Genomic DNA, 13048 nt, shown 5'->3' with positions numbered 1-13048 from the left:
CGTGTTTTATGGATAAATGGTCAGCGCGCACGTGGCATCGCCGGGCCTCGCGTCCCGTGACAATCTGGATGATGGTCTTTATCGTTGTGGGCGCCATCCATGCTTTTATCCCAAATGCCCGCTGGGTGCTCATTCACATTTTCACGCTGGGTATTCTGAGCAACTCCATCGTGGTGTGGTCCCAGCACCTTTCTGAGAAGTTTGTGCAAACCCGCCTGCCGGATTCCGCCCGGCCCGCCCAGCTCACCCGCATCTACGTGCTCAACGCGGGCATTGTGCTGGTGCTTATCGGTCAATTGCTTCTGCATGCGTGGTCACAGCACTGGATACTCACCCAGGTCGGCGCCACGATAGTTGCTGCGATGATTGCCTGGCATGGCGTTTCCTTGTTCGGCCAGTGGCGTGGAAGCAAGGGCAAACGCTTCCGCCCCGTCATTGCCGCCTACGTCGCCTCCGCCTTCTTCCTCGCGGTGGGCGCTGCTTTGGGCGCACTGCTTTCGGTGCATCCTGCTCTCCCACAGCTGCTCATCGCCCACGTCACGGCCAACGTCGCCGGCTTCGCGGGCTTGGCCGCGGCCGGCTCGCTGACCATCTTGTTCCCGTCCATCTGGCGCACCAAGGGCGTCAACAAGCGTATGCGCCCGAGCTTCCTTTTGTTGGCGCTCGGCGTTGTCATCACCTTGGTCGGCACCATTGTTAACCACCCAGAGTTCGGGCTCGCGGTCTACTGCGTGGGCTGGGTCTTAAGCCTCGAGGGATGGGTCACCAACGTACTAAACGTGGCTAAGGATCCGCGTGGGCGGGTGAACTACCCTTCGATCTCCGTTCTGTGCTCCGCTTTCTGGCTGGTAGGCGCGCTGACCTACTACACGGTGCAACACTTCTTTAGCCCTGAGCCCGGCATTCCCACGCTTGGACTGGTGGTGGGCTTTGCCGCGCAGCTCCTCTTTGGCGTGATGAGCTACCTGCTTCCCATCACAATGGGCGGCGGCCCGGCAGCCACCCGTGCGGGCCTGCAGGAGCTCAACCGTTTAGGCCTGCTGCGCGCCACCTTCATCAACGGCGGCGTGGCAATCTGGATGTCCTCGACGACAGTCTGGGTCACCCTGTGCGCCGCCCTCTTGTGCATCGGCTCCCTCGCGGTTTACCCGGTGCTCATCGTGCGCGCGGTGAAAGCCCAAAAGGCAGTGCTGCAGAAGAAGACCGAGGGTCCTGCCCCGGAAACCACCATTCCGTGGCACCAGCTGGGCATCGGCGCGGCCATCCTAGCGCCACTGCTGCTGTTCTAGTACGCAGACTCGGTGCTGGCAGCGGAGGTTTCGCCGTATCCAGAATTGGACTCGTACGCGGAGTCATACCCGTCGCTGGCGTCCGCGTCGTAACTGTCATCCGAGTTATAGCTGTCATCGTCGTCTGGATAGCCGTTGAGGTCGCCCGACTCCATCGGGCGGCCACCGTTGCACAGCTCAACCCATTCATCGGGGTACATCAGTCGGCCGTTGAGACTGCCGCACACGGTCTCCGCGCGCACGGCCCTGCGGTGGTTGGCGGTATCGCATTCCGGGGTGGGGCGCCGCGTTCCATCGGAGAACGTACCCAAAATGGTCAGCGCGCCTTGATCGCAGTAGAGAAGGGTAGGTTCCGTGGCCTGGAAATCGGTGGGCTCAGCATAGGCCGTTTCGGTAACCGTGGGCTCGGCGCTCGAGGTCTTCGAGGCGCTGCTGGAACTTGTGCGCGAGGCCGATTGGGAGCTGCTGCTTGCCGACGCCGCGGTCACCGACACCTGCGTTCCATGGTCCTTCCCATCATCGTCGCCGCCCGAGAGCGCGCGGCCAATGCCGAAACCAATAAGGACCAAAACCAATACTGCGGCGATAAGGACAGCGACCTTCGCCGCAGGTTTATGTGCGGACACCTGGATATTCCGTTCTGAGTTAGCCCTAAGCTAGCTCTGAGTTAGAGAGATCAGAAAGAAATAAGCGCAGGCACGCCCGGCGCGCCGGCACTCATGAAGTCGCGCACGGCACGGGTGGCCTGCACGTCGCCAGAATTATAATCAAGGATTTGCTGGCGAACTTCCATATCCCCTGCCAAAGCTTCGCGGCGGGCGTTGACGGATTCCTCGCCGTCGAAATCCTCGGGCCATTGGAAACCGGCAACAGGCGCCACGGTCTTAAGGCCGAGCCCGTAAGGTCCCACAAAGTTGCGCTTGACTTGGACAAACATGTCGACCCACTCGGGCGAGGCGATGAACTCTTCGACCTCTTCAAGCTGTGGGGCGCCAAAACGCTTGGCGGACATGCGCATCCAGTGGTTCTCACCGTGCGCGGAATAGCAATAGGCCGCGAAGGTCTTGCCCGCGGCATGCGCCTGGGCGCGCAGGCCCATCAGCCACTCCCAGAACTCCGCGAAGTTAGCAGCCTCAGCGCGCCCGCCGAGCGGTTCCCAGGTCACGAAAGCGTGGTACTCACCCTCATACCAAGCACCCCAGAGATAAGCGCCCTGGTCCAGGTAGGCCTCCATGTCTACATCGACTTCGACGTCGGCACGTGGCACGGTGAGTCCGGGCTGAGCGCTCTGTGTAGCTTTATCGCGGCGCAAAAGTGGCTCGCCCACGCGCCAGGCCTTGGCGAGCTGGGAGGGCTCGCCCAACTGGGCGTCGATAAGCGCTTGCACCGTCTCAATGCCCTTTTCGCGATAGGGCTTGGCGCGATCGCCCGGCAGGAACAGTGAAATGTCGTCGCGGGCGCGCAGCTCAGGCTCGCACAGCTTCCAGAAACGGCAGGTTGCGCACTCTTTGACGCGGCGTGGACCCGTGGGCAAAGGCTGCGCCAACGCACTCGCGACGTCGAAACGTGCGGTGTCGGTGAAAAATACCCGCGAGCGATCCTGACCAATCGCTCCACCCCGGCCCGAATTTAGATCAAGGTCCTCCAGCGCACGCGCTGCAAATGCCAGACGATAGCCGTCGACGGAATGATGCCGCAGCTTATAAGGCACCTCTAGTGGTTCACTAAGGCCTACCCTGTGGGTGGGCACCGCCAGAGTGCGCGCATTTTCGTTACGGCGCGCTACGCGGTGATTCGAGACGATGATCGGCGTATAGGCCTCCCCCTCACGCAGCAGAAGGTCTATTTCTACCTTCCATTCGCCGGTGGCGAAAATGGCTCCCGTAATATGCGTGTATCCATAAGCCAACGCTTCTAGCGTGGCCATAGAACGCTCCCACTCATCACCTTCCAAGTCGATGCGCCGGAAGCGGCCGGGAGCCTTGACCGGCAGGTTCGCCATCGCGGCTTCTACGGCGGCCACGTGCCTTTCGGCCCGGGCCTTGGAGGCCTCAGTTGGTTGGATCTCCGGATGGGCACGCCGCTGCACCAGCCTATAGCGGCACCCCACGAGGTCCGCAGCACCAAGCACATCCTTCACAACGGGTGAGCTTAATAGAACAGCAAGGTAAAGTTGAACCCAGACAATTAAGTAAAGGAAAAATTTATGAGCATCGTGAAGAAGATTAGGAAGGCTCGCCGCGAAGCACGCGCCGAGGTCAAGGCCGCCAAGACCCGCGTCAAGGCAGAGGTTAAGGAAGCATCCAAGGCCCAGCAGCGCCAGCAGAAGCTCCTGGCCAAGCAGGAAAAGGCGCTCATCAAGTCCGAGGAGAAGGGCCTTAAGAAGCGCCGCAAGCACGAAAAGAAGATGGCACAGCTCGAGCTCGATAAGCTCAAGCACGGCCGCCTTAACAAGGACAATGTCAAGCGTTACGCCGGTGCTCTGCGCACCGCTGCCCCACTGCTGCTGCCGCTCGTTTACCGTGGCATCGTTGCGGCACAGGGCCAGCTTGAGGCCAACCGCGCTAAGAAAGCCGGCCTGACTACCGATCAGATGGCGGCATTCTCCGGCCACGGTGCTTCCTTAAAGGCTCGCACCGCAGGCATCCGCAACACCCTCAAGGATTCTGACCTCCCGGCCGGCTTCAAGCGTGACGTGAAGGAGCGCCTCAACGAGGTTGACTCTTCCATCGATAACGCCGAGTATATGACCGACCAGCAGCGCCGCCGCGTGCACAAGACCATCAACGCGGAGATTGACAACATCACCGCTGAAATCCAGCAGCGTCTGTCCGCATAAGGTCAACCAGCAGAGCAGTTCTCCACGCCGCCTTTTTTATTTTTCTTATGAAGGCTCAACCAAGTTTTGGGCCTCTAATAAGAACCTTAAAAAGGGGCGGTTTCTTTACATCGAGCCTAGCAAGGTGCGCGCATGGGCACGCAAGCGGGGCATCCCGGTTGCTCACCGCGGCAAGATTCCGCACGAGATTGTGGACGCCTACAACGCAGCAGGCGCCCAGTAATATCCCGTTCCCCTCCCCTTGTGGGCAGTAGGGCCGAGAAGGCTCTACAACACGCCCTGCTCGCGAGCAGCCGCCACAGCGGAGGTACGCGAGCGCACGCCCAGCTTGTCGTAGATGTGCACCAGGTGGGACTTCACGGTTGCCTCAGACAGCATGAGGTCTTGGCCGATCTCACGGTTGGAAGCGCCGGCAGCCACCAGCTTGAGTACCTCTAGCTCTCGCGGGGTCAACGAGGTGCGCGGAGTGCGCACGCGGGTCATCAAACGATCTGCCACGATCGGCGAAAGCGCCGAGTCACCATCTGCGGCGGAATGCACGGCAGCGAGCAGCTCGTTCGGCGGAGCGTCCTTGAGCAGGTAGCCCACTGCGCCAGCCTCAATGGCGCCGAGAATATCGGCGTCGGTGTCATAGTTAGTCACTACGAGAACCTTCGGCGGATGCGCCATGGAGGAGCGAATAGCTGCGGTTGCCTCAGCACCGCCCATCACGCGCGTGCCTTCCACACCGGCGCCGAAGCGCAAGTCCATCAAGATGACATCGATTCCGCCGGCCTGTGCCGCGGACACCGCGGCCTCCGCAGTTGCCACCTCGCCTACAACCTCGATGTCTTCAGCGCCTTCGAGTACGGATCGCAGCCCGAGGCGAACGATCTCGTGGTCATCGGCCAACAAGACCCTAATCACGCGCGCTTCCTCCTAAAGTGGTCGAGACAATCATCCAAAAGTTTAATCTACCGTGCCGCCCAAGGGCATACTAACTGACACCGAGTACCGGAACCTGGTGTTGACTCCACCACGACCTCACCGCCGAGCTCCTCCGCGCGCCGGCTCATAGCGCTGAGCCCAATATGCCCCAGGCCCGCGGGCTGGTCCTGCACCTCCGCTACGTCAAAGCCATGCCCGTTATCCACGACGTCGACACGCACCTCGTCCGGGGCATAAGTCACGGTGATGCGCGCGCGGGTGGCACCCGCATGCTTGACGACGTTGCCCACCGCGCCCTGCGCGATACGCAAAAGCGCCGCCTCTACCTTCATCGGCAGCTTAACTTCTTCACCTTCTGCCTCCACCTCGACGTTCACGCCGCTAGTGGCCGCGAAGTTCTCAGCCATGCGGTTAAGCGCCGCCTCCAGTGAAGCCTCCGCCAGCGCGGGTGGTTGGAGCGCCGCAATCATGGCGCGGGCTTCGTGCAGGTTATCGGCCGCAGTTCGCCGCGCGAGTTCGATGCGCTCCTGGGCTCGCTTGATGTCTTCCTTCCCCAAGTCCCGATCTGCCGCATGCAGCAGCATCTGGATGGAGGAAAGCCCCTGAGCCAGGGTGTCATGAATCTCGTGCGCGATGCGCTGGCGCTCTGCGATCATGCCGCTTTCACGTTCCGATTCCGCCAGCTGCGAACGCGTCTCGATGAGCTCGCGATTCATCAGGGACAAGGCTCGGAATGCGTAGTAGATAGCCACCGTCACTAGCGCAGAGACCGCAGGTCCCATGACACCGCCGAAGGTCAACCCACCCGGGATCTGCATGATCACCGAAATCGCCGTCGCCGCAATGACGCAGACTATGCCCACGTACAGGTCCAGTACGTAGAGATACAAAAAGAACAGCGCGAAGACCAGGTAAATCGCAACGGGAGCGACGAACATGTCTGCCATCCACACGACGGATAGAATCACCAGCCATAGGTATCGCACGCCCTTTGGCCATTGCTCCAAAAAGACCGAGCCTGCGAAGTAAATTGCCGCAAACGCCGTCAGCAGCAACAGGTTAATCACGGCCTGCCACAACGGCAGGCGCACCGTGCTGAAGATGGCCACCACGAGCAAGGTCGCGGTAAGGATATGAATGCCATTGCGCAAAGCCTCAGTCTCTGAGGAACGCTGGTCTATTGTGGACATCATGCGCAAAAGCCTACTGTCCGGCCTTCTGGCCGTCACGCTCGCCCTCGGCGCCTGCAGCTCCCAGGAGACCGCATCCACCGACTCCGCACCCGCGCCTCACGACGCCGCGCCGTCTTCCGCGGCTCCAGGAGACGGCCTGCCCGTCGATGCCACCGCCGAGCCGAATGCCGAAGAAGCCTGCCCCTATCTCGATACCCAGTGGGTAGCTGATACGAATGGGCAGAGGATGACCCGCACGGCCGTCGACAAGCGCTTTAGCACCCCCGCGTGCATCTTCTGGTCCTATCCGGAAGACCCGCAGGCCACGGTCGTAGTCCGCGAGATGCCGGACGTTGAACAGGCCCGTGCCGTGGTGGATTGGGCCGCCCCGGTCGATTCCACGGAACTAGCCGAGTTCGCAGGCTGGTCCGGCGGCCGCGGTGTCTTTGACGAAGCGTATTCCGTATACGCCGTGCAAAAGGACAACAAGGCCGTGCTGGTGTGGTCGAATCAGCTCCAGACATTGAAGGCTGAGCTCATCGCCCAAGAGGCGATCAAGAACTTAGGCCTTTAAACCGCCACGTCGTTATACGGCATTATCGTCGAAACCCACGGGAAAATAACCTCCATCAGGAGGAAAAATACGCCAACCGCAATCGCGAGAGCCAGCACCGCTTTAACGGCGGTGGGCCCTGGCAAAAGATTCCATAGTGCGCGATACATCTAGCCCTCCTCCAGTACGGCAGGGGTCTTGCCCTCTACCTTCGGTTCATGTGCGACTTCCATGGCATGGACAATCATGCGCTCCGCATTCGAAAACTGCGGGTGGCAGGTGGTTAGGGTGAGCAAGGCTTCCGACGCCTGCTCGACCGGGGTATCCCAGCCCGGGACAGGGGCGATAACCCCGACGTCGCCAGGCAGCGTGATATGCCGACCGCTCAAACCTTGGTACTCAGGCTTAGCCTTCTGCTCAGGGCTAAAGCAATCAGCTGGCGCGCCGTCGATTGGCAACACGCGGTAAGTTATCCACTCCGACTGGGTTTCGACCACGATGGCATCGCAGGTCTCAAGGTTAGCCAAGTCATTAAATGGGGCACCCTTGCCCACGCGGTGTCCGGCGACGGCGAAGTTTCCGAGTTCCCCCGGCATCTGACTATCGGTGTAGCGACCTGGACCGCGCAGCAGTTCCTCTTCCTGCGTGCCTTCAACGATGGCGAATTGGAAATCCGAGCCGAACGTCGGGATATACATCCGGGCAAAGGCCTCACCCAGCTTGGGGTGGAGTTTTCCGCGGGGGTTATGCCACTGAGTTTCCAATTTTTCGCTCGCCTTTTCCTGCAGGCGGTCAGACTCAAGGTTGGTCCAGTAGGCCTCATAGAAGGCAAAGAGAAGCAAGATGACGCCAATGGTCAGCAATAGCTCACCGATGACGGTGCTCACTCTATTTTTGCTCATAATTTAAACTTAATCGCTGTACAGTACAGAAAGCCCTATCCGCGCCTCGTGAAGGATTAACATGCTCGAAATATTCATGTACCCGGTCTCCGGAATCATGAAGTTGTGGCACATACTTTTCGCCCAATTCCTCGATAGCTCGCTGGCATGGTTGGTGGCAATAGTCTTCCTTGTGATCACAATCCGTAGCTTTATTGCACCGCTGAATTGGCTTTCGGTGAAGTCGGGGCGCATTGGCGCGCTCATGCGCCCCGAGCAGGTCGCTCTCGATGCCCGCCTCAAAGAGGCAACCACGGTGGAAGAGGCGATGGAGATCCTCACCGAGCAAAAGGAACTGCGTGAGCGATTCAAATTCAACCCGGCGGTAGGCTGCCTGCCCATCTTCATCATCATGCCGATGTTCTTGGGCCTCTACCAGGTGGTTTTGCGCGCCTCCCGCGAGGGCAACAGCGACCATGTGGGCCTTTTAAATCCCGCAGACGTCGCGGCATTCCGCACCACCTTGCTCAACGGAGTACCGATTACGGATTTCGCCCGTGAGCACAAGGATCTTGTGATTCCCATCTTGGTGCTAGCGCTTTTGTTCACCGTTCTGAACATGGTCATCACGCTTTACCGCTCTTATCTGACCACGCAGTTTGATAAGAAGTTCAACCGCCGCATGCTCTGGTTTACGGTCCTGCTTATCTTCTTGGTGCCGTGGCTGCTGTGGAACACCGCAATGAACGCACCTATCCCGGTGGCAATCATTTACTACTGGGGCTGGACGTATCTTTACACGCTCATCCAGACAGTGGTTTATGAGCTAATCCTGCGCCGCCGTTACCCGCTACCAGAGGAAGTCCATGCCTTCCGCCGTGAGACCATCGGCCGCTGGCGTTCCAAGGAAGAAAAGCGCAAAAAGAAAGCCCGTTCCGGCAAGGAGGCAAAGGCGAAGCGCAAGGAAAACATGCGCATCGTGGCGGAGGCTCGCAAGCAGCTTAAATCGAATAGTCAGCAGGAGGCGCAGAAAGAAGCTGAATAGCCAGTTCGCGCGCGGTCTTCAGCGGTGAAAGCTCACGGGTAAGGCGCGCGCCTGCCATGCCGCCGTCCAGGAAGATGAGCAGCTGGCTTGCCTGCGTGGCAGAAGGATAGCCGTTCTTTGCGGTAAGCAGCGCAGTCATGGTGTTGTGCACCCAGGTGCGGTGCTCTACGCAGGCTGCCACGATGCCGCGTTCAGCATCGGTTTCAGGGCGTGGATATTCGCCCGCCGCGTTTAAGAAGTGGGAGCCGCGGAATTCGATTCCTGGCTGTTCCTCGATTGCTTTATCGAAGAAGGCCAGCACCTTCTGGTACGGATCGGTCATGTTTGCGGTACGGGCTTCCCAATCGGCCCGATACTTTTCATCAAGCGACTCCACATATGCAATGACGAGGGCGTCTTTAGAGCCAAAGAGGGAATAAAGGGATGCCTTGGCCACATCCGCCTCGCGGAGAATGCGATCAATACCGATGACGCGAATGCCCTCGGTGGTGAAAAGATTGGTTGCGGACTCAAGGAGTCGGCTGCGCGGACTTGGACGGTTCCTGCGCGATTTCTTTTCTGGCATATCCTCTCCTAAAACGACAAAACCGGTTCATCTATACAATATAGACAAACCGGTATGTACGCTAATTAGCGTTGTTTACTTGGGAGACTTCTTGGTAACCAGGCCGACAATCCACAGCAGCAAACAAGCACCGAGGGTTGCAACGACAATCATCAAGATCCAGCTGCTACCGGTGCTGCCACCGATAAGGGACATGATGCCCGCACCGATAAGGCCACCCAAAACACCAACGATCAGGTTGGTCAGCAGACCGTGATCACGCTTCATAATCTTCTCTGCCAACCAGCCAGCGATAATACCGACGATGATCGAACCGAAAAATCCAAGGCCCATGCCCATAGCTATCTCCTTTTATTAGTTCTTTCAGCTACAAGCACTATGGTGCCAGCAAAAAATATAAACACAAAAGGGACGATCTGCGTTTCCGCAGGTCGCCCCTCGAAGCGTTGATGAATCGTTAGTTAATTGCCAGGGAACGCCCAGAAACTAGCGCTCTATTCCCCGGAGTCCGGACGCACAACCATCATCGGGCATGGTGCCGACTGCAAGAGTGCGCGGGAGGTGGAGCCAAGAAGCATGCCCTTGAATCCGCCGCGGCCGTGGGAGCCAACGACGAGCAGCTGGGCGCCATCGGCGGCGTCGGTAAGTGCACGAACCGGGCGGTCACGGGCAATAACCTTCTTCACCTGAACGCCTGGGTACTCCTCCTGGAGGGAAGCAATGCGCTCGCTGAGCAGTTCTGCCTGCTCCTTTTCCACGTCTGCCCACTCAGCCTGTGCTGCGGATAGGCCAGCGAGGGAAGCCTGGACCTGCATGTCCATCCAAGTGTGAACTGCGATGAGCTCAGCACCACGAGCATCTGCTTCCTTGAAGGCATAAGCGGTAGCCCTCTGGGAAACCTCAGAACCATCGACACCGACAACAACCGGACCGTACTTGTTCAGCTCGGTGACGTTGTTGTTCTCACGGACAACTACAACCGGGCAGGCAGCGTGGGAAACCACGGAAGCTGAAACGGAACCCATCACCATGCCGGAGAGGCCACCCATGCCGCGGGAGCCCATGACAATCATCGTGACGTCCTTCGACATTTCCAGCAGCATGTCAATCGGGGAGCCTTCAGCCACCGTGTGGCCAATCTTCAGATCCGGCGAAACCTCATGAGCGATGGCGCGGCCTTCTTCGATCTTCTCCAGGGTTTCTGCCTGCAGATCATCGAAGAGTTCCTTCGGAGGAACCATGCCCTCTGCGTACAGGAATTGCGGCATGGTGTAGCTGGAGGCAATGCGCAGCGGGATGCCGCGCTTGGTTGCGGTGTTAGCAGCCCAACGAACAGCGTTCTTGGAGGCTTCCGAACCGTCTACGGCAACAACAACAATGTCTTCCTTGGCCATGATGTTTTCCTTTCAGCTGGTTATACCCTCAGTCTAGTACGTACTAACCAAGATCCGCAGTAGTTGCAGCGTCTGCATTAGCTGGGAAAAATACGGAGTAAAAGAACTCCGCAATCTGTGCGATTACGGCGCCAATACCGTTGGAGAAGAATTCAATTACCGGTGCGAGAAGAGAGTCAAAATCCATGGGAAACAGACTAGTACATATGCGCAAGGGGTTCAGCCCATTGCCAATTAAAAATGGTCTGAATCCGACCAGGGTGCGCGTACCAGCCGGACCAATTACAGCCTGGGCATTTTTGGAAGAAGTGATTACAGCACAGCGCCATCGCAGTCCGCTTGACGACGCCGCGGCGCTCCAGGCGCGCTTCGACAACGATGAGGTGGTTCTGCGCGACCAAACGGTCCTGCGCCCGGAAACAATGCTCAGCACCGACACTGACGTGTACTTCTACCGCATGCCGGCGCCCGAAGCACCGGTGCCCTATGACATCCCGATCATCTATGAAGACAAGCACCTGCTCGTAGTAGACAAGCCGCCATTTATGGCAACGATGCCGCGCGCGAAGCACATCGTCCAGACGGCCACTGTTCAGATGCGCCGCAAGACCGGAATCAACGAGCTCTCACCGGCACATCGCCTCGACCGACTTACTTCCGGAATCTTGGTTTTTACAAAGACGAAGGACGTACGCGGCGCCTACCAGACACTATTTGCGGAAAGGCGTGTGCAAAAGACTTACGAGGCTATCGCCCCGCTTTCCGACGTCGCGGCAGGCACCGTGTGGGAGTCACGCATCGAAAAGACCCCTGGCGAAATCCAAGGGCGGATTGTGGACGGCCCCGTAAACGCGATCACCATCCTCGCCGGCGTGACTGCTGTGGACAACACCGCTTACGAAAACATTCATGGCAAGCAACCCCCACTCGCTCGCTACACGCTCAAGCCAAGGACGGGTAAGACCCATCAGCTAAGACTCCACATGTGGCAAGCCGGTGTACCCATCCTTGGCGACCCCGTATACCCCGTCATCTATCCCGCCGACGCGGAGGATATGCGCGTCCCGATGCATCTGACCGCAACGCATATCTCATTCACCGATCCACTGTCGGGTAAGCCTCGCGAATTCTCCTCAAATTTGCCACTCGTCGCCCATAATTTTCTTCACCCATAAATGTTCTAATTCGTTCGTCGATCCCATCGAACTTTTCACCAGGAAAATCACGAGACTCCATAAACTCATCTTTTGCCCAACCCACTAAAAAGAAAGGAAATAAAAACCGCCAACCCGCATTCCAAACTTTCAAAAGCCAAGCCCCGCCCACTTAAAAATACAGGGCGTGATAGAGCATTCGTGCACGCGCTATCGCGCCCTGGACCCGACCAGAAAGCAGTCACCCCAGACGCGAGCGATCCACCAAACAAGCACGACCCGTTACAGCAACCACGAACAAGCCACAGACTTGGAGTTATAGTCCGCGACCTAAGGTCACCCCGAACGACTAAGACACAACGCTCCGCGGACGATGAAAGCAGAGCCGCCGCAACGCAAACGAAACGACAAAACTTGAAAGGGCTACTTACCTCGGTTCGGATGGGATCCCCCGAAACTAAAAAGGCGCCGTGAGGCCCATAGCAACTCCGTGCCCCCACTCGTCGCCGCCACCCAAGGATGAAACGGTCCGCGGCTGCAATCGCAATAAAGAAATCGGCGGTGGAATGTCTACTTTCATGCGTTCCATCCGTAGGAAGCTTTTCGAAACTGTGCCTTACACCGAGACTAAGGACGGCGAAGTGGAACAGGCGCCAACACCGTCGCCCACGGGCAAAAGGTCAGTCCGGGCTGGCGCCGCTATCAGTGAAACTGTCTCTACCTGCACATTCACAAGCCGGACAAGCACCAATTGCACAGCTATGCAAATTTATAATCGCAATTACCATCCGGCTCAGAATGGGACTACTCACGGAAAGCGTCTCGACTAACCGAACAACGAAAAAGCAATCTAAACGACATGCAAAGACGCAGGGATTGAGCCTTACTAAGGGAAACGGGCCAAAACTTGGTGTACAAACAGGAGCACAATTGGAAAACCGTTGCGGATTGAGTGAATCATTGACGCAGCAAGTACCCTGCGAACACAAGATCTCCAATCATGGATTCTCTGATCCAAGGCCGATAACAACCAGGTTGATTGCCCAAGCGCCGTCAGAGTTAGGCGACGAAAGATGATGTATAGAGCTTCTCCAGAGTTAGCGGCCTTGGGGAATATCTCATCGGCATTAACCAAGCGGGGCCCAATCCTAAACAATCATCGAAAGCCCCATTCAAACTCAGAACCGGACAAAACCTGCATTCGGACCATCGAAGCCATAAAATCTAGT

16 protein-coding genes are annotated in these 13048 nt (G+C 58.2%); 6 read left to right on the top strand and 10 right to left on the bottom strand.

The genetic code is table 11. The features are described from left to right. The first annotated feature begins 8 nt into the window (after nt 1-8). Complete coding sequence (locus tag HMPREF3158_RS07025) at nt 9-1289, top strand: copper oxidase (RefSeq protein WP_246816193.1); 1281 nt, start codon at nt 9-11, stop codon at nt 1287-1289. Here HMPREF3158_RS07025 and HMPREF3158_RS12780 read toward each other — a convergent pair. After that, complete coding sequence (locus HMPREF3158_RS12780; protein WP_070497839.1) at nt 1286-1915, bottom strand: hypothetical protein; 630 nt, start codon at nt 1913-1915, stop codon at nt 1286-1288. The genes HMPREF3158_RS07025 and HMPREF3158_RS12780 overlap by 4 nt on opposite strands. A 50-nt stretch (nt 1916-1965) precedes the next feature. Then, nucleotides 1966-3429 carry a TM0106 family RecB-like putative nuclease gene (locus tag HMPREF3158_RS07015; protein ID WP_082787654.1) on the bottom strand — a complete coding sequence of 488 codons (1464 nt, stop codon included), beginning with the start codon at nt 3427-3429 and terminating at the stop codon, nt 1966-1968. A 66-nt stretch (nt 3430-3495) separates the two neighbouring features. On the opposite strand from HMPREF3158_RS07015, the gene HMPREF3158_RS07010 reads away from it, so the two are divergent. Further along, nucleotides 3496-4128: a DUF6474 family protein gene (locus HMPREF3158_RS07010; protein ID WP_062036756.1), complete on the top strand. Its 633-nt coding sequence runs from the start codon at nt 3496-3498 to the stop codon at nt 4126-4128. Beyond that, on the top strand, nt 4085-4351 hold the full coding sequence (locus tag HMPREF3158_RS13390) for an Lsr2 family DNA-binding protein (RefSeq protein WP_082787653.1): 267 nt from the start codon (nt 4085-4087) through the stop codon (nt 4349-4351). Before HMPREF3158_RS07010 ends, HMPREF3158_RS13390 begins: the two co-directional genes overlap by 44 nt. 44 nt (nt 4352-4395) lie before the next feature. Here HMPREF3158_RS13390 and HMPREF3158_RS07005 read toward each other — a convergent pair whose 3' ends face one another. Together HMPREF3158_RS07005 and HMPREF3158_RS07000 are read right to left on the bottom strand one after the other, a co-directional pair. Continuing rightward, nucleotides 4396-5034 carry a LuxR C-terminal-related transcriptional regulator gene (locus tag HMPREF3158_RS07005; RefSeq protein ID WP_061925116.1) on the bottom strand — a complete coding sequence of 213 codons (639 nt, stop codon included), beginning with the start codon at nt 5032-5034 and terminating at the stop codon, nt 4396-4398. A 47-nt stretch (nt 5035-5081) separates the two neighbouring features. Continuing rightward, nucleotides 5082-6248, bottom strand: a complete 1167-nt coding sequence (locus tag HMPREF3158_RS07000; RefSeq protein ID WP_070497837.1) for a sensor histidine kinase — start codon at nt 6246-6248, stop codon at nt 5082-5084. Here HMPREF3158_RS07000 and HMPREF3158_RS06995 point away from each other — a divergent pair. Continuing rightward, nucleotides 6247-6801, top strand: a complete 555-nt coding sequence (locus HMPREF3158_RS06995; protein WP_061925122.1) for a DUF2020 domain-containing protein — start codon at nt 6247-6249, stop codon at nt 6799-6801. The genes HMPREF3158_RS07000 and HMPREF3158_RS06995 overlap by 2 nt on opposite strands. Here the strand turns inward: HMPREF3158_RS06995 and HMPREF3158_RS12965 are convergent. Both HMPREF3158_RS12965 and HMPREF3158_RS06990 read right to left on the bottom strand, forming a co-directional pair. Beyond that, entirely contained in the window at nt 6798-6950 is a 153-nt protein-coding gene (locus HMPREF3158_RS12965) for a hypothetical protein (protein WP_167599041.1), read from the bottom strand. The two genes, HMPREF3158_RS06995 and HMPREF3158_RS12965, sit on opposite strands and share 4 nt — an antisense overlap. Then, nucleotides 6951-7682, bottom strand: coding sequence for a class E sortase (locus HMPREF3158_RS06990; protein WP_062036750.1), 732 nt, complete (start codon nt 7680-7682; stop codon nt 6951-6953). A gap of 61 nt (nt 7683-7743) precedes the next feature. Here HMPREF3158_RS06990 and yidC point away from each other — a divergent pair, with 61 nt between their 5' ends. Next, nucleotides 7744-8706, top strand: coding sequence for a membrane protein insertase YidC (gene yidC, locus HMPREF3158_RS06985; RefSeq protein WP_070497835.1), 963 nt, complete (start codon nt 7744-7746; stop codon nt 8704-8706). On the opposite strand, the gene HMPREF3158_RS06980 is transcribed toward yidC, so the two are convergent. The 4 genes from HMPREF3158_RS06980 to HMPREF3158_RS12960 form a co-directional block, all read right to left on the bottom strand. Then, nucleotides 8663-9271: a TetR/AcrR family transcriptional regulator gene (locus tag HMPREF3158_RS06980; RefSeq protein WP_062043032.1), complete on the bottom strand. Its 609-nt coding sequence runs from the start codon at nt 9269-9271 to the stop codon at nt 8663-8665. The two genes, yidC and HMPREF3158_RS06980, sit on opposite strands and share 44 nt — an antisense overlap. Before the next feature lie 75 nt (nt 9272-9346). Then, entirely contained in the window at nt 9347-9610 is a 264-nt protein-coding gene (locus HMPREF3158_RS06975; protein WP_062036742.1) for a GlsB/YeaQ/YmgE family stress response membrane protein, read from the bottom strand. A 155-nt stretch (nt 9611-9765) separates the two neighbouring features. After that, on the bottom strand, nt 9766-10665 hold the full coding sequence (locus HMPREF3158_RS06970) for a universal stress protein (protein WP_062036739.1): 900 nt from the start codon (nt 10663-10665) through the stop codon (nt 9766-9768). A 43-nt stretch (nt 10666-10708) separates the two neighbouring features. Continuing rightward, the gene (locus tag HMPREF3158_RS12960) at nt 10709-10852 is read right to left on the bottom strand and encodes a hypothetical protein (RefSeq protein WP_167599040.1); all 144 of its coding nucleotides are present in this window, start codon (nt 10850-10852) and stop codon (nt 10709-10711) included. On the opposite strand from HMPREF3158_RS12960, the gene HMPREF3158_RS06965 reads away from it, so the two are divergent. Next, nucleotides 10788-11840: a pseudouridine synthase gene (locus tag HMPREF3158_RS06965; RefSeq protein WP_168161758.1), complete on the top strand. Its 1053-nt coding sequence runs from the start codon at nt 10788-10790 to the stop codon at nt 11838-11840. The two genes, HMPREF3158_RS12960 and HMPREF3158_RS06965, sit on opposite strands and share 65 nt — an antisense overlap. Nucleotides 11841-13048: the final 1208 nt, after the last annotated feature.

Source organism: Corynebacterium sp. HMSC06G04 (assembly GCF_001807365.1).
GTDB classification, from domain to species: domain Bacteria; phylum Actinomycetota; class Actinomycetes; order Mycobacteriales; family Mycobacteriaceae; genus Corynebacterium; species Corynebacterium simulans.
This window is presented reverse-complemented; position numbering and strand designations above follow the sequence as displayed.

Coding starts and splice junctions, on each gene's coding strand:
- HMPREF3158_RS07000 (WP_070497837.1), bottom strand. CDS start 6,248: ATGATGTCCACAATAGACCAGCGTTCCTCAGAGACTGAGGCTTTGCGC.
- HMPREF3158_RS06980 (WP_062043032.1), bottom strand. CDS start 9,271: ATGCCAGAAAAGAAATCGCGCAGGAACCGTCCAAGTCCGCGCAGCCGA.
- HMPREF3158_RS07025 (WP_246816193.1), top strand. CDS start 9: ATGGATAAATGGTCAGCGCGCACGTGGCATCGCCGGGCCTCGCGTCCC.
- HMPREF3158_RS06995 (WP_061925122.1), top strand. CDS start 6,247: ATGCGCAAAAGCCTACTGTCCGGCCTTCTGGCCGTCACGCTCGCCCTC.
- HMPREF3158_RS12960 (WP_167599040.1), bottom strand. CDS start 10,852: ATGGATTTTGACTCTCTTCTCGCACCGGTAATTGAATTCTTCTCCAAC.
- HMPREF3158_RS06975 (WP_062036742.1), bottom strand. CDS start 9,610: ATGGGCATGGGCCTTGGATTTTTCGGTTCGATCATCGTCGGTATTATC.
- yidC (WP_070497835.1), top strand. CDS start 7,744: ATGCTCGAAATATTCATGTACCCGGTCTCCGGAATCATGAAGTTGTGG.
- HMPREF3158_RS12965 (WP_167599041.1), bottom strand. CDS start 6,950: ATGTATCGCGCACTATGGAATCTTTTGCCAGGGCCCACCGCCGTTAAA.
- HMPREF3158_RS06970 (WP_062036739.1), bottom strand. CDS start 10,665: ATGGCCAAGGAAGACATTGTTGTTGTTGCCGTAGACGGTTCGGAAGCC.
- HMPREF3158_RS07010 (WP_062036756.1), top strand. CDS start 3,496: ATGAGCATCGTGAAGAAGATTAGGAAGGCTCGCCGCGAAGCACGCGCC.
- HMPREF3158_RS06990 (WP_062036750.1), bottom strand. CDS start 7,682: ATGAGCAAAAATAGAGTGAGCACCGTCATCGGTGAGCTATTGCTGACC.